General features: G+C 60.4%; 19 protein-coding genes. 2 read left to right on the top strand and 17 right to left on the bottom strand.

The window, feature by feature from the left end; all coding sequences use genetic code 11:
• Positions 1-42: 42 nt before the first annotated feature.
• Together SSARUM_RS11275 and SSARUM_RS11270 are read right to left on the bottom strand one after the other, a co-directional pair.
• Complete coding sequence (locus tag SSARUM_RS11275; RefSeq protein WP_223181986.1) at positions 43-999, bottom strand: MBL fold metallo-hydrolase; 957 nt, start codon at positions 997-999, stop codon at positions 43-45.
• A gap of 59 nt (positions 1,000-1,058) precedes the next feature.
• Entirely contained in the window at positions 1,059-1,802 is a 744-nt protein-coding gene (locus SSARUM_RS11270; RefSeq protein ID WP_039566256.1) for an SDR family oxidoreductase, read from the bottom strand.
• A 110-nt stretch (positions 1,803-1,912) separates the two neighbouring features.
• On the opposite strand from SSARUM_RS11270, the gene SSARUM_RS11265 reads away from it, so the two are divergent.
• A complete protein-coding gene (locus tag SSARUM_RS11265; RefSeq protein ID WP_039567103.1) occupies positions 1,913-2,806 on the top strand; it encodes a LysR family transcriptional regulator in 894 nt (297 codons plus the stop codon).
• Between the two features lie 29 nt (positions 2,807-2,835).
• Here SSARUM_RS11265 and SSARUM_RS11260 read toward each other — a convergent pair whose 3' ends face one another.
• The 12 genes from SSARUM_RS11260 to SSARUM_RS11205 all read right to left on the bottom strand — a co-directional run bounded on the left by SSARUM_RS11260 (position 2,836) and on the right by SSARUM_RS11205 (position 16,363).
• Positions 2,836-3,420, bottom strand: coding sequence for a LysE family transporter (locus SSARUM_RS11260; RefSeq protein WP_039566257.1), 585 nt, complete (start codon positions 3,418-3,420; stop codon positions 2,836-2,838).
• A 244-nt stretch (positions 3,421-3,664) separates the two neighbouring features.
• The gene (locus SSARUM_RS11255) at positions 3,665-4,969 is read right to left on the bottom strand and encodes a cytochrome c (RefSeq protein ID WP_060430016.1); all 1,305 of its coding nucleotides are present in this window, start codon (positions 4,967-4,969) and stop codon (positions 3,665-3,667) included.
• A gap of 11 nt (positions 4,970-4,980) precedes the next feature.
• Entirely contained in the window at positions 4,981-5,439 is a 459-nt protein-coding gene (locus SSARUM_RS11250) for a (2Fe-2S)-binding protein (protein ID WP_033648257.1), read from the bottom strand.
• The gene (locus tag SSARUM_RS11245) at positions 5,439-7,661 is read right to left on the bottom strand and encodes a xanthine dehydrogenase family protein molybdopterin-binding subunit (RefSeq protein ID WP_060430015.1); all 2,223 of its coding nucleotides are present in this window, start codon (positions 7,659-7,661) and stop codon (positions 5,439-5,441) included. Before SSARUM_RS11245 ends, SSARUM_RS11250 begins: the two co-directional genes overlap by 1 nt.
• Before the next feature lie 205 nt (positions 7,662-7,866).
• Positions 7,867-8,691 carry a M55 family metallopeptidase gene (locus SSARUM_RS11240; RefSeq protein WP_033648255.1) on the bottom strand — a complete coding sequence of 275 codons (825 nt, stop codon included), beginning with the start codon at positions 8,689-8,691 and terminating at the stop codon, positions 7,867-7,869.
• A gap of 16 nt (positions 8,692-8,707) precedes the next feature.
• Positions 8,708-9,763: a P1 family peptidase gene (locus SSARUM_RS11235; protein WP_033648254.1), complete on the bottom strand. Its 1,056-nt coding sequence runs from the start codon at positions 9,761-9,763 to the stop codon at positions 8,708-8,710.
• Between the two features lie 228 nt (positions 9,764-9,991).
• Positions 9,992-12,091, bottom strand: a complete 2,100-nt coding sequence (locus tag SSARUM_RS11230) for a peptidase domain-containing ABC transporter (protein ID WP_060430013.1) — start codon at positions 12,089-12,091, stop codon at positions 9,992-9,994.
• Positions 12,084-13,358 (bottom strand): HlyD family secretion protein, encoded by a 1,275-nt coding sequence (locus SSARUM_RS11225; RefSeq protein WP_060418555.1) that lies wholly within the window; start codon positions 13,356-13,358, stop codon positions 12,084-12,086. Before SSARUM_RS11225 ends, SSARUM_RS11230 begins: the two co-directional genes overlap by 8 nt.
• Positions 13,359-13,462: 104 nt before the next feature.
• Entirely contained in the window at positions 13,463-14,740 is a 1,278-nt protein-coding gene (locus tag SSARUM_RS11220) for a TcdA/TcdB catalytic glycosyltransferase domain-containing protein (RefSeq protein WP_060430011.1), read from the bottom strand.
• Between the two features lie 64 nt (positions 14,741-14,804).
• Positions 14,805-15,068 (bottom strand): hypothetical protein, encoded by a 264-nt coding sequence (locus SSARUM_RS11215; protein ID WP_060418766.1) that lies wholly within the window; start codon positions 15,066-15,068, stop codon positions 14,805-14,807.
• 56 nt (positions 15,069-15,124) lie between these two features.
• Entirely contained in the window at positions 15,125-15,409 is a 285-nt protein-coding gene (locus SSARUM_RS11210) for a hypothetical protein (RefSeq protein WP_154611270.1), read from the bottom strand.
• Positions 15,410-15,616: 207 nt separating this feature from the next.
• Positions 15,617-16,363: a sulfite exporter TauE/SafE family protein gene (locus tag SSARUM_RS11205; RefSeq protein ID WP_033655282.1), complete on the bottom strand. Its 747-nt coding sequence runs from the start codon at positions 16,361-16,363 to the stop codon at positions 15,617-15,619.
• Positions 16,364-16,470: 107 nt separating this feature from the next.
• Between SSARUM_RS11205 and SSARUM_RS11200 the strand changes: the two genes are divergently transcribed.
• Positions 16,471-17,376: a LysR family transcriptional regulator gene (locus tag SSARUM_RS11200; protein WP_039566275.1), complete on the top strand. Its 906-nt coding sequence runs from the start codon at positions 16,471-16,473 to the stop codon at positions 17,374-17,376.
• Here the strand turns inward: SSARUM_RS11200 and uilS are convergent.
• The 3 genes from uilS to SSARUM_RS11185 all read right to left on the bottom strand — a co-directional run bounded on the left by uilS (position 17,360) and on the right by SSARUM_RS11185 (position 22,427).
• Entirely contained in the window at positions 17,360-18,220 is an 861-nt protein-coding gene (uilS, locus tag SSARUM_RS11195; RefSeq protein WP_060418542.1) for a UilS family quorum-quenching N-acyl-homoserine lactonase, read from the bottom strand. The genes SSARUM_RS11200 and uilS overlap by 17 nt on opposite strands.
• 99 nt (positions 18,221-18,319) lie before the next feature.
• The gene (locus SSARUM_RS11190; RefSeq protein WP_060430009.1) at positions 18,320-21,892 is read right to left on the bottom strand and encodes a molybdopterin cofactor-binding domain-containing protein; all 3,573 of its coding nucleotides are present in this window, start codon (positions 21,890-21,892) and stop codon (positions 18,320-18,322) included.
• On the bottom strand, positions 21,885-22,427 hold the full coding sequence (locus SSARUM_RS11185) for a (2Fe-2S)-binding protein (protein WP_033634452.1): 543 nt from the start codon (positions 22,425-22,427) through the stop codon (positions 21,885-21,887). The genes SSARUM_RS11190 and SSARUM_RS11185 overlap by 8 nt, the downstream gene beginning before the upstream one ends.
• Between the last annotated feature and the right edge of the window lie 79 nt (positions 22,428-22,506).

Here is a 22,506-nt window from a genome sequence, read left to right as displayed (position 1 = left end):
TTCACATTGTTTATTTGCCTTCTTGCCTTGCTCTCATGCCGATTAATGAGGACTCATCGCGCCATAGTTCAACGGCTGCCAGTCGTAACCTTTCCTCTGTTTATTGATGTAGCCAAGGCCCGGGAAGGACAAATGCGCCCCTGCGACTAGCGCCCTTTGCTGCGCGAGGTCATCGAACAGCCGCTTGCGCTGCACAACGGCGGCGGGGACGTCGATATCATAGGCGATGGCGACATTCGGATCGGGAAACTGCACGGAGGCGACGTGGATTATATCCCCCAGAATCACCATCTTTTTCCCTTTGCTTTCGACGGCGAACACGCTGTGCCCTGGCGTGTGCCCACGCGTATCGATAGCCGAAATCCCCGGGGTGAGCGCCTGATTGCCTTCGAACGTTTTCAGTTTCCCCGCCGTGACGTAAGGCTGCAGTGAGGCGATGGCGGCATCGAAGAAACGTTTATCTTTCTCTTCCGCCTGCCGTTTTTTCTCTTCGCTCAGCCAAAAGGCGACTTCGTCTTTTTCCACCCAGACGGTGGCGTTCGGGAAGGCGAGACGCTTGTCCGCCATCAACCCGCCCACATGATCGGGATGCAGGTGCGTCAAATAAATCTCATCCACCTGCTCCGCCTGATAGCCGGAAGCGTTCAGGTTTTTCATCATTTTGCCCAGCGTTTCGCCATGCAGCGCGCCGGTGCCGGCATCGACCAGAACCAGCTTGTTTCCGGTATTGATCAGGTAGGCGTTCACCGAGGTCGGCAACGGCAGCGACAGGTTGTTGGCCGCCATCGCCTTTTCAAGCTGCTGCGGCCGGGTGTTGATCAAGATTTTATCGGCGGGCATCGGGCTGATGCCGTCAGACAGGGCCGTCACTTCCACATCGCCCAGCATGATCCGGTAGAACCCGGGATTGTCTATTGCAGAAAAAGGCGCCGCGGCCATTGCAGCGGCAGAAAAAGCGGCGAAAAAGGCGCCAATAAGCAGATTGCGACGCATACGCATAGAAAACCTCGTAACGGTAAGAAAATACGGCTAAAAATTCCGGGAATGCCCCTGGCGATTTAAAACTCCTGCACGGTCGGCCTGATGACAATCTCACTCACGTCCACGTCCGAAGGCTGCTCGATCGCATAGGCGATAGCGCGCGCGATGGCATCGGCGGAAATTGCCTGGCTCTGGTAGAGTTCGCCGACGGCCTGCAAACTTTCCGCGTGCGAACTGCCTTGTTTCAGTTCGGTGTCGATCAGGCCGGGGGCGATCGTCGTGGTTCGGATCTTCCCGCCGACTTCGTGACGCAAACCTTCGGCGATCGCGCTGACCGCGAATTTCGTGCCGCTATAGACCGTGCCGCCGGGGCTGAACACCTTCTTGCCGGCAATGGAGGAAATGGTGATGTAATGACCGAATTGCTGCTTTTCGAACAGCGGCAAGGTTGCCGCGATGCCGTACAGTACGCCTTTCACATTGATATCGATCATCCGTTCCCATTCATCGACCTTCACGGCACTCAGCGGTGCGATCGCCATCAGCCCCGCGTTGTTGACCAAGACATCAATCTTGCCAAACTGCCTGACGGCCTGGGCGATCATCGCTTCGACCTCCTGACGCTTCGTCACATCCGCCTGCAGCGCCAACGCGGTGCCGCCGTCGCCAACGATTTTCCGAACCAGTGCGTCAAGACGATCTTTCCTGCGCGCCGCCACCACCATCGTTGCCCCCTGCGCGGCCAGATGTATTGCGGTCGCCTCGCCCAGCCCGCTGCTGGCGCCGGTAATCACCACCACTTTGCCTGAAATACGGTTCATCTCTCGTTCCTTTTGTTAGGGTCAGTGCGAATACTTTACCCACCGTTTTCGCCCGGTAAATGGAAGTGTTATGCTTTGAGAATTCCATCTTTTGGAACAAAGAGGTCAACGTGCAAAACAGACAAGAAGCCTTGCGCATTTTCTGCGCCGCCGCCGAGGAGATGAACTTTAAACACACGGCGACCAGGCTCGGCATTTCCCCGCAAAAAGTCACCCGAGCCATCAAAGAGCTCGAGTCGGTGCTCGGTGAGCAGCTGTTCCACCGCAATACCCGCAGCGTGAGAATCACGGATTTCGGCCTCGGCTTTCTTGAGCAGGCTAAAGCGGCGATGGATCAGTTGAACAGGCTGTTTCAGCCGCAGGGGAAAGCGGCGGAAGATCTCGGCGGCGTGGTGCGCATTACGGCGCCGCATACCTATGGCAGCGAGGTCGTCATGCCGATACTGGCGGAATTCGCGCGCCAGTATCCCGCGATCACGATCGAGTTCCACCTGTCGAATATCCACAGCGATCTCGTCGAAGAAAGAATTGATATCGGCATTCGCATCGGTTTTCTGCACGACCAAACCTGCATCGTTCGCCAACCCAGAACCATGCCTTTCCATCTGGTTGCTTCGCCGGCGTTGCTTGATCGCCTGCCGCCGCCGGAGCAGGTAGACCAGCTTGCCCATCTGCCGATTGTCGCGCTGGTGAACCGCAAAACCGGGCGCTACTGGCCCTGGGAGTTTAGCCAAAAACGTTATTTCTACCCGAAGTCCGCCGCCTTCGTCACCGATACGCCCGATATAGAGCGTAAAGCGGTGCTCGCCGGTTTAGGCTTTGGCCAACTGGCCGGGTATTTGGTTGAAAAACACCTCGCCGCGGGTGAGCTGGTGGCCGTTCTGCCGGGCGACGCTCCGCCGCCCTGGCCGGTCAACCTCTATCATACGCATCAGCATGCCTGCCCGGCGCGCGTGCGCGTAGTCTTTGACTATCTTTTCAATCAATTAAGCCAGGGCGATTAACCGCGGCTCACCTACAGGCCCCAAGCGGCTTAAATAATCATTTTGCAGGCGAAATAGATCAGTACGGCGGCCATGGTGATATTTACCGCTCTAAAGTGCCTCAGATAAGCTTTTTTGAGAAACGCCCCTGCGACCGCCCAGGTCAGCGTGCCCAAACACGCTATCAATGCAGTGACCAGGCATGCCCCTAAAATGAACAACAGGCCGCTACCGACCGGAATGATAAAAGCGGAAATGGCCGTTATGGTGAACAGTATGATTTTTGCATTGATAACCTGAAGAACAAAACCGCTGAGGAAACCATAACCGCCTTCACGTTGTTCCTCGTCAAAACGGCGGCTGGTGGCAATTTTATACGCAAGCCAGACCAGATAAATAAAACCCAGCCCTCTTAAATAAACGACAGCCGCCGGAAAGGTGAGCAAGATCCAAGAGGTCAATGTACCCGTGACCAACATGGTCACGCCCATTCCGGCGCCTATTCCCAATAAAAAGGGGACACTGCGCCTAAGGCCGAGCGCCATGACCGATGCCAACGCAACGATATTGTTGGGGCCAGGCGTGAAGGCAGTTGCAAAAGTGTATGAAACCAAATCAATCATATTCCCTGTCATACCCGCCTCTTTGCGTTCGGTTATTGTCTTTATCGCAATCGCACGTGCATAAATGCGCACAACGTTCATGATGAGAAAAACAGAAAGCGAGAGGGAGAGATAGAATGAAATTGCGCCTTCGCGTATGACGTCGATCCTTCTATGCAGAAGGAATAAACTGCTCTGTCCTGTTTTATAAAAAAAGCGGCGACATCACCGATATCGCCGCCTTTACCCTGCACGCCACCGTGGCGGCCGCGATGCGCTACTGCTTGCGCTGCTCCGCCACCTGTTTGGCGGTGACTTTGCCCTGCTTATCGCCGAAATGGCCGACCACGAAGTTGGCGACCGCCGCCACTTCCTCGTCGGAATAGGCGCTGCCGAACGCCGGCATCATTTCATGCCGATCGCCGATGCTGATGCTCGTCCCCTTCAGGATGGCCTGCACCACGCTGCGCCCCTGCGGATCGTTCACCGCCGTGCTGCCCACCAGCGAGGCGTACTCACTCTGGCGGCCCGGCCCGTTCCACTGGTGGCAGCCGCTGCAGTCGTTGGCGAACACCCGCCGCCCGAGCGACTGCTCTTGCCCGCCCGGCAGGATCGGGGTGGAAGCCCCCGCGCCCTTCGGCTGCAGATTCACCGCCGCAGCGGCGTCGCCGGCGATCGGTTCGATATCGCGCAGGTATTTCACCAGCGCCAGATTATCTTCCGGCGTCAGGAACTGCAGGCTGTTTTCCACCGCTTCCGCCATCGGGCCGGCGGCGCTGCTGCGCCCCGGCGCATGGCCGGTGGCCAGATATTGCGACAGCTGTTGGTCGCTCCAGCCGCCGATGCCGGTCTGTTTGTCCGGCGTGATGTTGGCGGCGAACCAGCCCTGCACCACTTCACCGCTCAGGTGCTTGCTCTGGTTGAGGCCGAACCCCAGATTGCGCGGTGTGTGGCACTCGCCGCAGTGGCCCAGCGCGGTCGCCAGATAGGCGCCGCGGTTCCACTGCTCGTCCTTGTTGAGATCCGGCGTAAAGCGTTGCTCATGGAAGAACACCAGGTTCCAGAATTTCATGCCCCAACGCTGATTGAACGGGAACGACAGATCGTTTTGCGGGTTGGCCTGCTTCACCGGCGGCAGGCTGAACAGATAGGCTTTTATCGCCAGCACGTCGTCGCGGCTCAGCCCGGTGTAGGAGGTGTACGGCATCGCCGGATACAGGTTGCCCTGCGGGCCGATGCCCTCACGCACCGCGCGCACGAACTGATCGTCGCTCCAGTTGCCGATGCCGGTCTCCTTGTCGGCGGTGATGTTGGTGCCGTAAATGGTGCCGAACGGCAGCTTGAAGGCGAAGCCACCCGCATAAGGCGTGCCGCCCGGCGCGGTGTGGCACGCCACACAGTCGGCGGCGCGTGCCAGGTACTCGCCGCGCGCCAGTTTATCGGTGATGCCGGCCGGCGCTCCGGCGATCGGCGCCGCAGGCTCCGCGCCGGTGGGCCGCAGCAGCGTGTACAGCGCGTATCCTCCCGCCAACACCACCACGACGATAATCAGCCATAACAGCCCTTTCAAGGCGTTGCTCATCGCATCTCTCCCTAACCCAACGCCTTGGCGGCCTGGTGGATGGCGGCGCGAATGCGCACATAGGTGGCGCAGCGGCAGACGTTGCCGCCCATCGCCGCGTCGATGTCCGCATCGCTCGGATTTTTACTTTGCGCCAGCAGCGCGCTGGCGCTCATGATCTGGCCGGACTGGCAGTAGCCGCACTGCACCACGTCCAGATCAAGCCAGGCCTCCTGCACCGCCTTGCCTTCCGGCGTGGCGCCCACGGCTTCGATGGTGGTGATTTTTTTGCCGACGGCGGCCGAAATCGGCGTCATGCACGACCGCACCGGCACCCCGTCCAGATGCACGGTGCAGGCGCCGCACATGGCGATGCCGCAGCCGAACTTGGTGCCGGTCAGGCCGGCTTCGTCACGCAAGAACCACAGCAGCGGCATGTGCGGATCGCCCTCGAAGGTCAGCGGCTGCTCGTTTACGGTTAATTGAATCATCAGGTTCTCTCCTTGTCAGACGCCGGGTTCGCGGTGGGATTATGCAGCGGCAGGCTCAGCGAGGTGCGCGGCCGCCCGAGCAGCGCCAGCGCATTGCCGACCGCCGGGGCGATGGTCGGCACCCCCAGCTCGCCCACGCCGGTCGGTTTCTCGCTCGAGGGCACGATGATCACTTCGATCTCCGGCATCTCATCGATGCGCAGCGGGCGGAAGTTATTGAAGTTGGACTGTTCGACCACGCCGTCTTTCAGCGTGATATTGCCGTACAGCGCCATGCTGAGGCCGTAGCCGATGCCGCCCTCGATCTGCGCGCGGATCACATCGGGGTTCACCGCCACGCCGCAGTCCACCGCGCACCACACCTTGTGCACTTTCGGGATGCCGCCTTCGCCGATCGACACCTCGGCCACCTGCGCCACATAGGTATCGAACGCCTTGGCGACGCCCACGCCGCGCGCGCGCCCGTCCACCACCTTGGCGCCCTGCCAGTCAGCGGCTTTCGCTACCGCCCGCAGCGCGCCCGCCGCGCGCGGCGCGTCGCCCATCAGCGCCAGCCGCCCTTCGATCGGATCCTGGCCGGTTTCCTGCAGCAGTTGATCGATAAAGCTCTCCACCGCGTGGCCGGTGTGGGTGCTGGCGACCGACCGCAGCGAGGTGGTCGGCACCTTGCCCGGCACGATGTGCGCATCGCAGCGGAAGGCTTCAAAGCTGTATGACACCTCGCTGGCGCCCTCGACCATCATCTGATCGAGGCCGTTGACCACCAGCGCATCCATCGCGCTGTGCCGCGTCCAGGAGTGGCCGACCACGGTATCGGTCCAGCCCACCACCTTGCCGCCGCGGATGGCGCCGCGCAGGCGGTGCAGGATCATCGGGCGATACCAGCCGTTGCGGATGTCGTCCTCGCGCGTCCATACCACCTTCACACCGTGGCCGGGGCCGATGCCCTTGGCCGCCGCCGCCATGTCGGCCGCCAGATCCGGCCCCAGCGTCGGGTTGCCTAAATCGATGCGCCGGCCGAAGCTGCCGCCCGCCAGAATGGTTTCAATCTGCACCTTGTCCGGCGGCAACTCGAACAGATCGCACAGCTGCTTGTGATCGAGCGTTTGAATTTGGCAACCGTAGCGCGCCTTGACGCTCTCGCCGTCCCAGAACAGATAGCCGTCCAGCGGCTCCATCGGCGCGTGGGCGACGTACGGGAAGGTGTATTCGGCCTCGATCACCTTGTCGGCCTTGTCGAACACCTCGTCCGGCTTGCCGTGGCTCTTCGCCACCACGCCGGTTTTCTGCGCCACCTGGCGGAATTCGGCGTAGATCTCCTCGGTGTTGCGCCGTTCGGCCTGCGCATCGTCCCACGTCACCTTCAGCCGCTCCCGCCCCTGGATCGCCGCCCAGGTATTTTTGGCGTAAACCGCCACGCCGGTGGCGATTTGCTTCACCGCTACCACCCCCGGCACCGCCAGCGCCCGTTCGGCGTCGAAGGCCGCCACCTTGCCGCCGAAACGCGGCGGTTTCTTGATGGTGACGGTCAGCATGTCCGGCTCATGGATATCCTGCGAGAACTGCGCGCTGCCGTTGGTTTTCGCCAGCGAATCGACGCGATGCAGGCCGCGCGTTTTGCCGATCAGGGTGAAATTAGCCGGTTCCTTCAGCGTCAGGCTGGCGGGATCGGGCGGCGGCAGCGTGGCGGCCAGCGCGGCGAATTCGCCGAAGCCCGCTTCGCGTCCGCTGGCGGCATGGCGAATCTTGCCCGCCTGCACGGTAATTTCCTGCGCCGAGGTTTTCCAGCTCTGCGCGGCGGCCTGCACCAGCAGCGCACGCGCCATGGCGCCCATGCGGCGCATTTGCTCATAGGCATTGGCCACCGAGCTGGAACCGCCGGTGCCCTGGAATCCGAAGGCCAGGTTTTTGTAGATATTGGTGTCCACCGGCGCGGCGACGACCCGCACCTGCGCCCAGTCGGCATCGAGCTCTTCGGCAACCAGCGTCGCCATGCCGGTATAGACCCCCTGGCCCACTTCGGTGTGTTTACTGATGACGGTGACGACGCCGTCGGCGCCGATCTGAACGAAGGCGTTGGCGTCAAACGCCGCCGCGCCGGAGGCGGCCGGGGCATTCGACCGCGCCAGCGCGCCGGTGGACGGCAGATAGGCGCCGATCACCAACGCCCCGGCACCGACGATAAACCGCCGCCGCGAAAGCGGAACTTGGGATATGCTCATTGCTCATGACTCCAAAAAAGCCGAAGGCGTCACTGCCTTCGGCGAAACAAATCTTGTTATGGGAATGGGTTGTTGCGCCCGTCGGGTGACATAGCGCAACAGAGCAATAATTAGCGTAGCCTATTATCCAGCAGGCCTAATCTTGATAAGGGATTTTTTCGTTGAGGAATCGTGCGCTGCGGGCGGGTAGCCCGCACATCGTGCATCAATTCTGCGTCGTCGCCAGATACGAAAAGACGCTGAGCAGGCGGATTGGCGCCGCCATGTTGTCGCTGTCGAAGGCCACGGTGAGCGCGTCCTGGCGCTCCACGCCGGGCACCAGGCTGAACAGATCCGCCAATACCGGTTTGGCCGCCATCAGCGTCAGCCGGTAAGGCGGCATGAAGCGGCGCTCCACCGGCAGCTTCCCGCCCTGGCGCACCTGCTGCATTGCCCGTTCGCGGATCTCGGCGCGCGCCCGCTGCGGGCTGAGCGATTCGGCGGCGGTTTGCGAGATCGCACGCTTGACGCAGGCATAGCCGACGTGCGGGTAACGTTCCGCTACCCAGCGTTGCAGCTCGTCGTCGCCGCTCACCAGCCACAGCGGCACGTTCAACTCGGCCGCCGCCGCCGCGTACAGATCGCTTTCGCCCACCGCTTCGCCGTTCAGGCTGACGCGGTAAAAGGCCCGGCCGTTGATGGTATGCGCCAGCACGCCATGCTCGCCGGCGGCGCTGTGGTAGCCGATGAACATCAGGCCGTCGTAACGTTGGTGTTGCAGCCCTTCCACCATCGACAGCCCACGCGGTTTACCCTGCACCAGGCGCGCGCGCCCATCGAGGCGATCGGCGCGCAGATTCTGCATCATGGCGTGGCTGTCGGCCACCGTCACCGCGGTGGCCCCGCCGGCGAAAGCGCCGTCGATGGCCGCGTTGACCTCCTGCTCCATCAGCTCGCGCGCCGCCGCATAGTCGGCATGGGCCGGGTTGCATTGCTCCGGCCGCATTACGCCGGCGATACCTTCGATATCCGCAGAGATAAAGACTTTCACGTCACGCTCCCGTTATTTAATTTTCCGCCAGCCGATCGAGCAGCGGCCCCAGCGCCATGCGATCGTGCCGCTGGAAACCGCTGACGCCCTCGGCGCTCAGCAACGCATCCAACACCGCGTATTCGGTGGCGTCCGCCGCCGCCGCAAACAGCGGCTCCAGCCGTTCGTCCGGCAGCGTCGCCCCCAGCAACCGGGTGGAAAACGCCAGCGCGATATCGCCGGAGCCGTGCCCCCAATGGCTGCCCACTCGCCCCAGGCCCGCGCCCGCTCGGCGGGCGATGCGGTTCAACTGGCGGCTGTCCAGCGCCCGATCGCAGGCGATGATGATAATGACCGAACCGGCGTCCACCTGCGGCGGCGGATCCGCCAGCAGCCTGCCCAGCGCCTGGCCAACGCGCACGCCGCTCAGCGTCAACGAGTCGAGGGTGCCGAAGTTGGCCAGCACCAGCACGCCGAGCGTGGTGCCAAGCCCCGGGCAATAGCGCGAGGCGGTGCCGATGCCGCCTTTCAGGCCGAAGCTGCTCATGCCGCGCCCGGCGCCGACGCTGCCGCGCGCAAAGCGGGTGGAATGGTTATCCAGCGCGCTGAAGACGTGCTCCTCACGCACCGCCATCGCCTGAATATCGTTGAGGTAGCCGTCGTTGCACTCCAGCACCAGCGGGTTGATGGTGGCGCTGCCGCGGCCGATCTGCGGGTAGCGCAGACAGCTGCGCCGCACCATGGCATTGAACAGCGTGCCGACGGCGAAAGTGTTGCTCAGCAGGATCGGCGTTTGCAGCACCCCCAGCTCGTTCAGCTGCACCAGCCCCAGCGGTTTGGCGAAGCCGTTGAGCACCGCGCTGCCGCACGGCAACGGCTGGTTGAACAGATCGCCCGGCGGCACGATGGCGGTAACGCCGGTCTGGCATTCGCCGTCGGCCAAGGTGTGATGCCCGACGCTGACGCCCGGCACGTCGCACAGGGTGTCGGTCGGGCCGGCCGGATAGCGCGCGCCCGGCAGGCGGCGATGGCGCCGCCAATAGCTCAGCAGATTGTCGAGGCTTTGTTGTTCAAACGCCTGGCTGTCCGTCATGGTTCCCTCATCCGCCTTAGCCCATCAGAAAACCAGAATATCGCGCAATGTAAGCGCCCAGTAAATTGAAAACCGGAGCGGGCAGAAAAAATAGCCTTGCCCCATCGCCGTTCGGACCAACTCGCCGGCATGTGGGGGACCATTTTGGGCGGCCCGCAGGCCTGAGCATATTGGGTTTTTAGGGGGCAAAACAGGGTTAACGGCCGGTGCCGCGGGTGATATCCCCCCTTATCCAAAATGGATGACCCGATCTGCCGACGCAATGGTCGTTTCACGGTGGGCAATGATCACCTTCGTGATATTGAGTCTCTTGATGGCCTGATTCACCACAGCTTCGCTCTCCTTATCCAGCGCACTGGTGGCCTCATCCAGGAACAAAATCGCCGGCTTCTTGTAAATCGCCCGGGCAATGAACAGGCGTTGCTTCTGCCCGCCGGACAATCCTTCCCCCAGCTCGCCGATCGGAGTTTCATATCCCATCGGCATACGCATGAGCACGTCGTGCAGATAGCTGGCACGGGCACAGGCTTCCATCCAGGCGTCGTCCACCTCGTCCGCGAACCCGCAGATATTTTCCCGGATCGAGCCGGAGAACAGTTTGTCGTCCTGCATCACACAGGCGATCATCTTGTGGTAGTTGTTGATGCCAAGCTGCCGGATATCGACGCCGTTCACCTCAACCCGCCCTGAGTCCGGGGGAAACAACCCGCACAGCACCTTCATCAGCGTGGTCTTGCCGGCGCCCGACGGGCCCACGATGGCCACGCTCTCGCCCGGCGCAACACTGATGTCCAAGGCATCGAAGACCGCCGGTGACTGGCTGTCGTAACGATAGCTCAGGGCATGGGTCGACAATCCCAAAGGTTGCAGGCCCGCCGCGTAAGGAAGGTCCGGTTTACGGTTTTCTCGTGGGTGCAAGGCGATATCGGCGATGCGCTCGTTATGCAGGCTCATCATACGCAGCTGCAACAGAAATTCCGTCAGCGACCCGATGCGGTCGGAAAACTGCCCGCGAAAGGCGCCGAACGCCACAAACATGCCGAGTGTCATCTGGTTATCGATCACCAGGCTGGCTCCCAGCCAAAGAATAACGACCTGATCGCAGGCGGCAATGAAGGTGTTGATCCCGCCAAACAGCATGTCCATGCGGGTGACCCGGATACCGGTATTGATGGTGTCGATTTCAAGGTTGAGCCAATGGGCAATGCGACGTTCCGCCATGCCCTGCATCTTGACGGTGGCGATACCGTACAGCGTCTCCATAAAATACGAGCCGGCGCGGGCCTCCCTGACCAGCGCTTCTTCGGACAGCTGGCGATAATAGCCGTAGGTCAGCAGCCGCATCAGCACGTAGAGCGCGGTGAACGCAATCACCACCCAGGTCAACCAGCCGCCATACAGCACCATCATCACCAGCACGCCGATCACCATGATGCCGTCCATGATGGCCCCGACAATGCTCGTGGTGAAGGTGCTGCGCAGCGTATCCAGCGAGCCGAAACGCGACTGAATGTCACCCAGCTTGCGTCGTTCAAAGTAGCCCAGCGGCAGGCGCAACAGGTAGGTAAACAACCCGGATTGCCACTGCACGTTGATGAGCGTCGACATGACCAGCCCGGACCAGGCGCGCACCATGCCGACAGCTGCCCGCAGCAGGATGAACAGCATCAGACCAACGCAGATGAGCGTCAGTAACCCGCGATCGCCGGCGGGAATAGCATGATCCATCACCAGCTGCGTGCCGATGGGCATCACCAGGTTGATGGTTTCGAACACCAGAGACAGGCAAAAGATTTTGCCGAGGGCCCCCTTAAGACCGTGTACGCTGCCAATCAGCGTGCGCAGGTGAATGCGGTGGCGGACGCTGTCGGCGGTGAAGGCGCTGCCGGGCCAGGCCTCCAGCGCCACGCCGGTAAAACTGTGCGACAGTTCCGTCAGGCTGACGGCCCGGCGCCCGCGCGCCGGATCATGCAGCACCGCGCGGTGCCCCTTGATACTGACCAGCACCACGAAATGGTTGAACTCCCAGTGCAAAATACAGGGGAGTTTCAGCGCGCTGAGCTCGTCAATATCAAGTGATAGAGGGCGAGTGGCCAGGCCCAGCTGTTCGGCTATACCGGTTAACCCGGCCAGCGTGGCGCCGCGGGTCGACAGGCTGAACTGCCGACGCAGCGCGATCAGGTCGACGTTTTTACCATAGTAACCGCAGATCATCGCCAGGCAGGCCAGCCCGCATTCTGACGACTCGGTCTGGTGCACCATCGGAACCCGGTGGCGCAGCCGCAGATCCAGCTGGCTGATCCGCTGTTTGAACGTGGGCTTACTCATTGATCGGCCCCGTCGCGCTGTGTTTCATGTCGTAGAACGGTGACAACATCCACTGATAAATCTGCCTTTTTTCCAAAAACAGGGTGCTTTGCGCTTTCATGCCGTTTTCCAGGCTCAGACGTTTACCGTCATAGGCAATGACCTGTTTTTCCGGAATGACGATCGTCTTGTAGTACGGCACGGCGGCGGTCAGCGCCGCTTTGGGCGCTCCCTGGTAGGTCAGCATTTCCTGCGGTGAGGCCGGGGCTTTGGAGATGACGGATACCGTAGCGGCAAACTGGCCGAATTTCTCCGCCGGAAAGGCGTCATAACGCACATTGACTTTGTCACCGGCGGCGATGTAGGGGATGGCGTCGTTGGGCACCCATAGCACCAGGGCGTAGTGAGCGATATTGTGAGGGATCACTTGCAGCAGACTGTCACCGACGTTGACCATCTGGCCAACCGTGACGCTCAGCGAATCGATGCGGCCGTCGGCCAGCGCGCGAACGATGATCGCCCCGCCGGCATCAATGTTGAGCCGCTCCTTCTGCAGCTCGTGGCGCTGCAGCTCCATCTGGTAAATCTGGTTGTCGAAGTTGGCGGCCTGGATATGGATCTGGCTTTCCAGCGCGGTGATCTGCAGCGCATTCTGTTCGTTCTGGCCGGACAGGCCCAGCAGGTTGTTCTGCTGCTGGTAATACAGCGCCACCTGGTTGGTGAGCTGATCCTTAGTGATCAATCCCTTGGTTTGATAGTGCCGGTAATTCTCCATATTTTCCTTCATGATGCGTATCCCTTCCTGGGCGCGTTTGAGGATGTCGGTTGAACGGGTGAACGCGGCGGTATACTGCGCCTTCTGCTGTTCCAGCATGGTAAGCGTGGCCTGCTTGCTGCTTTCCAGCCGGCTGATGATTTGCGCAATGCGCGCCAGCTGGCCGTCGATATCCCGCTGCTGGTTATCGCTGACTACACCGCTGCGGGTGCTTTTGCTGACGTCAATCTGGTAAATGGGCGCGCCGGCGGCGATCACCTGCCCTTCAGTGACGAATTGTTTGACCACCACCCCCTGGACGGCGGAATAGACGTTGGCGGCCCGGGGATAGGTGCTGATTTCGCCGGTCACGTTGACCCGCCGGGTATAGGTGCCGGCGATTGCGAAGGTGAGAAAAGCAATGAGAAAAAACAGGCAGAGCCCTGCCGTGAGCCAAAAGGGAATACCGGGTAGCAGGATGGCCCGACCACGCCATTTCATTTTCTGATTATCGATCGCTTCCTGGCGAAACATGATCAGCGTCCCTTATTGAAAGCTAATATTCAAATTCACAGGCTATTGCATTGGTAATCAAACAAGCGGAACGTCAGTTAATCTGCATTACAAACCATCCCTTTTTATTTGCGCCACGTGGAATAGGCGCCATCAGGGGTATCTATGGTGTGTTGAAACAATGCAATTCCAAAATCAGGATTTTGCATATATTCCGCAATGCTGGAGGGCTCTATCAGACACCCAATATTAAAGGCCTTATAAGCCAACCCCAATAAAACCTCAACAATTAAACCCGGCCCCGTTAAGACCGAGGTAACGCAATAGTTCCTTGTTGTTAACTCGCTCCTCCATGGTAATATCCTGGTCAGATAACACCTTGACCCATCATCAATATAACAGTCAAATATGCAATTGTTTCTTTCTAAAAAGCGGTATCTTTTTTTCATTACTCTAAGAATGATCCTTACCGCCTTGGATTTTTGGTGAGAGGATATGAAGTTATTAAAATAAACACCTTTAAATCTTCTGAGTGATCCTAGCGCCAATAAATTTTTATGAACGTATGTCTCCCCCAATGGCAATATCATATCCAGAGAAAAATCAGTGAGGTCCAGTTCGATAAGCCTTTTTATTTCTTCAAATCCAACAGCATCTAGCCCTAACTCATTTTCATCGCAGCCGATCACGGCTTCAGGCAGCCCCCCTTCTGAATTTATCTTTTTTAAAAAACATACGGTTTTAAACAATAGAAACGAGTCACTCTCGACAATGCCCTCTTTTCTTATATATTCATTTAATTTATGATATATATTGTCAATGTATGGGAGCGTATCAACATCTATATAAGTACCGCCATACTGATAGATAATTAAAAGCCTGACAATGTCACTTGCACTGGCAATGTTATGCCTTAGTATAATCTCATAGTGATAATACCTCATAAAATCATCGAAATCATTGCAAAAAAGCTCCGTTATAGACTTTTTTATAAAACCTCTGTTGCCAAACCATGCGTCTTCAATCGCTTTTGGCGGTCTCTGATAAGGGATTTTATGCTTGGTTAAGAATTCAATAACGAGCTCATCAAAAGAAAAACCTGCCTTTATTTTTGGATATATATATTTGAAGGCTTGATTTTTTATTTTTAATTCAGCCTTAACTTTATTTTTAATTTTTTTGACGCTGACGAAATCGCGTATGGCATTGTTTAGCAAATGGCACAGTGAAGAGTCTTGGTCATACCAAAAGAATATCTGCTTATCTTTGTTTGTTTTTTTCCATATGTCGATATAATGCGTATTTACTTCATTTAAGTCACCAATCCATACAAAATGCAGGATATTTGGAACGGATGACCTTTCTACCTTTGATAAATCAATACCCAATGCCTGATGGCTCATTTAAATCACCACGAAAACTATAGTATGGAAAACTTGAATGATTCAATGCTGGATTATGGCTTAGCTAAAAAAAATAGACGATCGCCATCACAATAACACAAATAGAACAGAGCAATAAATCACCGGAAAAATTTTTCAATGAATCCAAATAGTCATTGCTGTTCTTATTTAATTTGTTAATGGCATCGCTTTCGTTATCAGCCTCTACTTCGACATGATGCTTTCTGAAGCCCTTCAGCTTCATATCCTTAATGATTTCGCGTGTAACCACGTCCTTCCTTAGCACTCTTGATTCATCACTCTTTATAAAAACAACATATCTATTCATCATATACCCCATAAAAGCACAGAATTTTACTTCTGTGCTGGGATTGCATCAGTTAATTAGCGTTTGGTTCCGAATTCTCTGGCTTCTCTCGGCCCAGTGCCATTGCCGCCATACCCATTTCTTGCAGAACCGCCATTCCCCCAGAAACCACTGGCGCCGGAACCACTGCCATACGGGCTATTTTTTGACAGGAATGACTGAAGCCCGCGGTCACCGCCGTTATTTCCGCCGCGACTTGAAGAACCGGAGCCTCCGTTATCAGACGATCTTTTTCCACTCCCATCTCGATCCTGCCATCCACCCGACACCGCATCGAGTTGGCTGCTTAAAATTTCCTTCATCAATATTCTCCTATGGATTCACTGGGGTTACCCTGTTTAAAACGGGTTGTAGTTGCAAAAGTAAAATACACTAATAACAATCCATAACTACTCTGTATTTCATAAACAAACCAATAAGCAAAGTGTATTTTAAATATCGAAAACCATCATATTAGAATAAAACCCAGAATAATATACCGAACCTGATTACACGTAGATGCTATCGATTCAATTAATTGAACGCCAAATAATCTCAACGCCCAAGATGAATAAGCCAATAAAGAAAAGGCGACGAAAAATCAGCGGGCTGCTGTGACGACGCGCGATCCCGCCCAGCCACATGCCGGCCAACGCCGGCAGCAGCGCCAACAGCGAAACGCCGAGCAGCGCGCCGGGCAGCGCCTGATGCCAGGCTAATCCGGCGGCCAGCGCCAGCGTCGAGACGGTGAACGACAGCCCCAGCGCCTGCACCAGATCGTCACGCGCCAGGCCCAATGCGTTCAGATAGGGCACCGCCGGTATGACGAACACGCCGGTGGCGCCGGTCAGCACGCCGGTCAACAGGCCGCACAGCGGCCCCAGCCAAGGCTCCGCCGCAGCGGAAACGCGCCAGTCGAAACGGGTAAAACCCAACAGCGCATAGCCGGTCAGGCAAATGCCCAGCGCCAGCGGCGCCAGGCGGCCGTCGATGGCGGTGAGCGTGCCGGCGCTCAGCAAGGTGCCCAGCGTGACGCACAGCATCATCGGCCAGAGCCGACGGCACAGCGCCCCCAACCGCGGCCCGCACAGCAGTTGCCACAGGTTGGTGATCAATGAGGGCAACAGCAGCAGCGCGGCGGCCTGCCCCGGCGGCATCATCAGGCTGAGCAGCCCCATCGACACCGTCGGTAATCCCAAACCGATCGCCCCTTTGACCGTGCCGGCCAGCGTAAAAATGCCCGTCAGGGCGACAATTTCGAGTAACGTCAGCGACATGCGTCTATCCTTATGGCGAATCAACGGCCCGATTGTGGCCGGCGCCGCGCCGCGGCACAATGCGGCAATGGCAGAGCCTGCCTGCGGCAAAGACAGAGGAAGAATGCATGCATTTTGACTTTATCGATCTGCGGCTGTTGGCGGCGGTGCTCGAGACCGGCAGCATCACCGCCGGCGCCGAGCGCGTCGGGCTGTCGCTGGCCGCCGCCAGCGCACGCATGCGCGGGCTGGAGCAACAGGCTGGCGTGGCGCTGCTGACGCGCAATCCGCGCGGCGTCCAGGCGACGCCCGCCGGTGAACGCCTGTTGCAACACGCGCGCGTGCTGCTGCAGCAGCGCGACCGGCTGCGCGGCGACATGGCCGAGTTCGCACCGGGCCAGCGCAGCCAGCTGCGCATCGTCGCCAATACCGTCGCCGCCGACGCTTTTCTGCCGGAACTGCTGGCCGATTTTCTGGTGCTGCACCCGTACACCGACATCGCGCTGGAGGAGCTGCCCAGCCCAGCCATCGCGCAGGCGATCGCCGAACGGGCGGCGGATATCGGCATCGTGGCGGATCATGCCGATCTGCGCGGGCTGGCAAGCTACCCCTTCCGGCAGGATCGTCTGGTGCTGGCGCTGCCGCCGGGGCATGCGCTCAGCGGCCGCCGCCAGCTCAGCTTTGCGGACGCCCTGCCTTTCGACTTTATCGGCCTGCCGGAACAGAGCGCGCTGCAACAGCATTTGGAGCAGTTGGCGATACGCAGCGGCGGCCCGATGCGGCTGCGGGCGCGCGCCGCCAATTTCGACGCCATCTGCCGCATGGTGCTGCGCGGCGCCGGGCTGGCGGTGGTGCCGGAAGAGAGCGCCCGGCGGCTGCCCGAGATCCTGCGCAACGCCCTGCCGCTGACGGACGACTGGGCGATCCGCCGTCTGTCGATCGTGGTGCGCGAACGGGCGCAGCTGCCATTGCCGGCGCAGCGGCTGGTGGCATTTCTGCGCCAGGAGGAGGACGGTATTACAGGTGCTCGTTGAACCAGGCGATCTGACGGCCGATGATGCCGGCGAAATGCGGGCCGGTGTACATGTCGTAGTGCTTCGCATTCTGCTCGACGTGCAGCGCCTTTTTCGCGCTGCCTACCGCCTCATACAGCGCGATGCCCTGCTCCGGCGGGTTGACGGTATCGTTGCCCGCCACCACCACCAGCACCGGGCATGTGACGCGCGCCGCATTGTCGCGCGGCTGATAGCGCAGCGTTTCGCGCACGGTCAGGAACGGGATCTTGATGTCCATCGCCGGGTAGCGCGCCTTGTTCTCCTCGAAGAACGCTTTCGACTCGTCATCGCTCAACACCCGGGTGACGGCGACAAACATCTCTTTGCCGGTGGCCTGTTTCTTCTCCGCCATTTTGTCCAGCGTGGCGATGAACGCCTGTTTTTCGTCGGCGGCCATTTTCCCCGTCACGATGGTTTCCCCGTCGGCGAAGGCCAGCTGGCTAACGATGCACTTGATGGCCGGATCGGCCGCGGCAGCGCCGAACACGTGGCAACCGCCAAACGATGTGCCCCACAGGCCGATGCGCTCACTGTCGATCTGCGGCTGCGTTTGCACCCAACGGCTCACCGCCAGAATGTCCTCAATCTGCAGCGCCGGCACCAGCCGCCCGCGTTCACCCTCGCTGGCGCCGAAGCCGCGATAGTCAAACGTCACCGCCGCAAAACCGGCGTTGACGAAGGCCTCGGCAAAGGCCGGCAGCAACAGCTCCTGAATGCCGCAGAAGCCGTGACACAGAATAATCGCCGGAACCTTGGCCTGATTCTCAGGTAAACGAACTGTTACGGCCAGGCCGCTTTCCATTTTATGCGTGGTTAATGCCATGTTAACTTCCTGTTTTTTATAGGTAAGGTAAAAATCAGGCTAACATTAATCACCAAATGAGCGCCGCCAGTCAATAACCCAATGTAACAATTTACAATGTTAATGATTCCCCGGCTCCGCGCGCAGCCGCGCCACCTGCGCCTCCACGTCGCGCCAGGCCGGTTTGTCGCCGGCATAGCGTTGACGCAGATAATTCACCAGCGCCGTCACCTGCCGATCGGAAAAGCTGTCCTTAAAGCCCGGCATAAAGCCCAATTCGGCGGTAGCCGGTTTGGGGATCCCTTGCAGGATCACCTTGATCAGGTTATCGGGGCGATCGCTGAAGATATTGGTGTTATTGGCCAGATCGGGACTGACGCCGAACAGCTGCGGCCCGCCGGCGGCGGCGCTGTGGCAGGCCTGGCAAGCGCCCTGAAATAACCGCTCGCCGGCCAGTTGCCCTACCGCCGGCAAGGCGCGGGCCGCCAACTGCGCCTGCGGTTCCACATTCAGCGTCGCCTTGGTGCTCAGCGACATCACATAGTTGGCCATCGCCCGCAGATCGCTCTGCGGCAACGTCGCCAGTTCGCTGACCACCGGCCCCATCGGCCCGGCCGCCACGCCGTGCTCGGCGGAATGCCCGCTGCGGAAGTACTGAAACAGCTGTTCCTCGGTCCAGGGCTTGTCCGCATTGGCCAATTGATTCAGCGCCGGCGCTTCCCACCCGTCCACCATTCCCCCCGCCAGGAAAGCCGCGCCGCCCTTTTCCGCCCCCAGCAGATTGCGCGGCGAATGGCAGGCGGCGCAGTGGCCGAGCCCGTTGACCAGATAGGCGCCGCGGTTCCACTGCGCGCTTTGTTGCGGATCGGGTTGATATTCCCCCTGGCGCAGGAACAGCGCGTTCCATCCGGCCATCAGCGGCCGCAGGTTAAACGGGAAGCGCATCTGATTGGCCGGATTGCTCTGGCGCACCGCCGGTTGCGACATCAGATAAGCGTACAGCGCCTGCATGTCGCCGTCGGTCATTTTGCTGAAGGCGGTGTAAGGAAATGCCGGATACAGATGGCGGCCGTCGCGGGCGATGCCCTGGCGCATCGCCCGATCGAACGCGGTAAACGACCAGTTGCCGATGCCGGTTACCACGTCCGGGGTAATGTTGGTGCTGTAGAGCGTGCCGAACGGCGTCGCCATCGCCAGCCCGCCGGCGTTGGTCGCCCCTTCCGACGCGGTATGGCAAACCGCGCAGTCTCCGGCGGCGGCCAACTGGCGGCCGCGCTCCAGCGTGGCCGCCGACCAGGTGCCGGCGCCGGGCGTCGCCACCGGCGCGATCTCCGCCCGCCACGGCAAGGCGCTGCCGGCGATGCCCAGCACCGCGCCGAACAGCCCCGCCGCGCCGCCGAACCACCATTTGCCGCGCTTCTTTTTCTTGGGCGGGGCGGTCTGCCGCTCGGCGTCCGGCCCGTTCAGCGCCTCGCGCAGTTTGTCCGAGGTGATCGGCAGCTCGCGAAAACGAATGCCGGTAGCGTCGAATACCGCGTTGGCGATGGCCGCCGCGCTGGGCACCGACGCCGATTCCCCGGCGCCCAGCGGCGGATCGTAAGGGCGCGGCATCATCACCACGTCCACTTCCGGCACCTCCGGGAAGGTCAGGATCGGGTAAGCTCCCCATTCTTTGGCGGAGACCGTCGATTCCTCAAAGGTCACGCGCTCTTTCAATACCCGGCTGGTCGATTGCAACACGTTGCCGTGAATTTGGTGGCGCACGCCGTCCGGGTTGACCATCATGCCCGCGTCGTGGCCGACCACGATACGCGTCACCGCCACTTCGCCGCTGGCTTTGTCGATCGCCACGTCGGCCACCCAGGCGGCCCAGGCCGCGCCAAAGCCGGGAAACTTGCTGTGGATGTAACGGGCGTAGGCAAAGCCGCGCCCGCGCAGCACGCCGTCTTCCGCCGGGGTCTGCATCGGTTCGGTATGCGGCGTCCAGCCGGCGCGTTCTGCCGTGCTGCGCATCAGTTCACTGGCGCGTTCATCATCGATATAGCGCAGCCGATATTCCAGCGGATCGACGCCGGCGGCGTGGGCCAGCTCATCGATATAAGATTCGTGGGCGAAGGTGTTCGGCAAGGCGGAAACACCGCGCATCCAGGAGGCGCGCACGATCGGCGCCATGTCCTCGATGCTGACGCGCAGCGCCGGATATTCGTAAGGCGGTACCGAGGTGCGGTCGCCCATTTCATAGGCCACCGGCAGCGGTTCAACCCGGCCGGTCAGCAGCAGCGCCAGCGTCGGCGCGCCGTTTGAAGGATAATAGGTGCGAAAATCATAGGCGACCGGATGCCCGGCGGCGTCCAGCCCGCCGTCCACCTCCATCAGCTGCGCGGTACCCTTCGGTTCCCACACATGCTCTTGCTCGCGGGTCAGCTGCACCCGCACCGGCCTGCCCACCGCGCGCGACAGCAGCGCCGCGTCGGCGCAGACGTCATCGGCGCAATTGCGGCCATAGCAACCAGCCGCCTCCATGCGAACGATCTCGATCTGCGCTTCCGGGTATTCCAGCAGCCAGGCCAGATCGGCGCGCAGCAGGTGCGGGTTCTGGCTGCCCGACCAGACCTGCAGGCGCTCCGGCCGGTAGTCCGCCAGCGCGCAGGAAGGGCCAATCGAGGCATGCAGCTGATACGGCCACAGGTAGCTGCGGGTGAAACGCCTGTCAGCCGTCGCCAGCGCCGCGTCCACATCGCCGGTATCGTGCACCACCCGGGTCGAGTGCGGGTTGTCGCGCAGCGCCTGCGCCACGTCGGTCATCTGCGGCAAATTGCGCCGCCAGTCTTTCCAGCTGACCTGCAGTGCCTGCGCCGCCTTGATCGCCTGCTCTTCGCGCTCGGCGACAATGCCGATGAAATCGCCGATCACCACCAGTTTGACGATGCCGGGAATATGCGCGATCGAGGTTTCATCCACCGCCAGCAGGCTGGTGCCGACAAATTCGCCGCTGTCATACCCGGCATAGGGCGGCCGCACCACCCGGCCGTGCAGCATATTCGGCAGGCGCATATCGTGTACATAGGTGGTTTCGCCGGTCGCCTTGGCCGGAATATCGACGCGCGCGGCGCTGGTGCCCACCAGGCGATACTCCGCCTGCGGTTTGAGCGGCGCGTCGCCGGAAATCGACAGCTCGACATGACCGCCGGCCACCAGCTCGGCGTAGCTCAGCGCCTGCCCCTGCGGGCTGCGGATCACGCCCTCCTCCAGCGTCAGCTGTTCCACCGGCGCATCGAAGCGCTGCGCCGCCTGGCGCAACAGCCAACGGCGCGCTTCGGCGGCGGCGTTGCGCAGCGGCACGGCGGAGATCTGCAGCGTGGCGCTGGCGATGGTGGCGCCCTGATTCGGCGCGCGCTCGGTATCGCCCAACACCATGCGCACCTGATCCATGCGCAGGTACAGCTCTTCGGCGACGATCTGGCCGAGCGCGGTGCGCACGCCGGTGCCGAGATCGACATGGCCGTTAAAGGCATAGATTTCGCCGCTGTCGCACAGGGCGATAAACAGCCCTTGCTCCCTGGGCTTCAGCACCGGCGTTTGCCCTTTGGGCACCGGCCCCGAAGGCGGTTGCACGCTGTCGACGATCAGCAGCACGCCGTCGCGCTGCAGCAATTCGGCCTGGCTCGGCGATGAGGGACGGGAATCAGTCATAAGCGTGGGCGCCCTCATCGCGGCAGAGAATGATGGCGCGCTGAACCGCACGCAGGATTTCGAGATGGGTGCCGCAGCGGCACAGGTTGCCGGACAGCGCCTGACGGATCTCCGCCTCGCTCGGGGCGGGATTGCGATCCAACAGGGCTTTGGTGGTCATGATCATGCCGTTGAGGCAGTAGCCGCATTGCGCCGCCTGCTCTTCGATAAAGGCGCGCTGCACCGGATGCAGGCGCTGGCGATCGCCAAGGCCTTCCAGAGTCACGATCGCCCGGCCGGACACGCCGAGCGCCGGGATCACGCAGGAGCGCGCCGCCACGCCGTCGATCAACACGGTACAGGCGCCGCATTCGCCCAGGCCGCAGCCGTATTTCGGGCCGTTGAGCGCCAGATCGTTGCGCAGTACCAGCAAGAGCGGCGTATCCGCCATCACCTGCGCATGAAGCTGTTCGCCGTTCACCGACAGCATCAGCGGATGCTCCGTCAGCGTGGTTTTCGCGCCTTCCCTGGGCGACTGCACTTCAGATATCGCCATTGTTCGCGTCTCCGCCTGCACTTGATGGTCTTATGGGCTGGCCTCTCGCCACCGACCACCAGGCAACCGACGTTGCGCG

The sequence above is a fragment of the Serratia sarumanii genome (assembly GCF_029962605.1).
GTDB lineage: Bacteria > Pseudomonadota > Gammaproteobacteria > Enterobacterales > Enterobacteriaceae > Serratia > Serratia sarumanii.
This window is presented reverse-complemented; position numbering and strand designations above follow the sequence as displayed.

Coding starts and splice junctions, on each gene's coding strand:
- SSARUM_RS11275 (WP_223181986.1), bottom strand. CDS start 999: ATGCGTATGCGTCGCAATCTGCTTATTGGCGCCTTTTTCGCCGCTTTT.
- SSARUM_RS11270 (WP_039566256.1), bottom strand. CDS start 1,802: ATGAACCGTATTTCAGGCAAAGTGGTGGTGATTACCGGCGCCAGCAGC.
- SSARUM_RS11260 (WP_039566257.1), bottom strand. CDS start 3,420: ATGACAGGGAATATGATTGATTTGGTTTCATACACTTTTGCAACTGCC.
- SSARUM_RS11255 (WP_060430016.1), bottom strand. CDS start 4,969: ATGAGCAACGCCTTGAAAGGGCTGTTATGGCTGATTATCGTCGTGGTG.
- SSARUM_RS11250 (WP_033648257.1), bottom strand. CDS start 5,439: ATGATTCAATTAACCGTAAACGAGCAGCCGCTGACCTTCGAGGGCGAT.
- SSARUM_RS11245 (WP_060430015.1), bottom strand. CDS start 7,661: ATGAGCATATCCCAAGTTCCGCTTTCGCGGCGGCGGTTTATCGTCGGT.
- SSARUM_RS11235 (WP_033648254.1), bottom strand. CDS start 9,763: ATGACGGACAGCCAGGCGTTTGAACAACAAAGCCTCGACAATCTGCTG.
- SSARUM_RS11230 (WP_060430013.1), bottom strand. CDS start 12,091: ATGAGTAAGCCCACGTTCAAACAGCGGATCAGCCAGCTGGATCTGCGG.
- SSARUM_RS11225 (WP_060418555.1), bottom strand. CDS start 13,358: ATGTTTCGCCAGGAAGCGATCGATAATCAGAAAATGAAATGGCGTGGT.
- SSARUM_RS11220 (WP_060430011.1), bottom strand. CDS start 14,740: ATGAGCCATCAGGCATTGGGTATTGATTTATCAAAGGTAGAAAGGTCA.
- SSARUM_RS11215 (WP_060418766.1), bottom strand. CDS start 15,068: ATGAATAGATATGTTGTTTTTATAAAGAGTGATGAATCAAGAGTGCTA.
- SSARUM_RS11210 (WP_154611270.1), bottom strand. CDS start 15,409: ATGAAGGAAATTTTAAGCAGCCAACTCGATGCGGTGTCGGGTGGATGG.
- SSARUM_RS11205 (WP_033655282.1), bottom strand. CDS start 16,363: ATGTCGCTGACGTTACTCGAAATTGTCGCCCTGACGGGCATTTTTACG.
- SSARUM_RS11200 (WP_039566275.1), top strand. CDS start 16,471: ATGCATTTTGACTTTATCGATCTGCGGCTGTTGGCGGCGGTGCTCGAG.
- uilS (WP_060418542.1), bottom strand. CDS start 18,220: ATGGCATTAACCACGCATAAAATGGAAAGCGGCCTGGCCGTAACAGTT.
- SSARUM_RS11190 (WP_060430009.1), bottom strand. CDS start 21,892: ATGACTGATTCCCGTCCCTCATCGCCGAGCCAGGCCGAATTGCTGCAG.
- SSARUM_RS11185 (WP_033634452.1), bottom strand. CDS start 22,427: ATGGCGATATCTGAAGTGCAGTCGCCCAGGGAAGGCGCGAAAACCACG.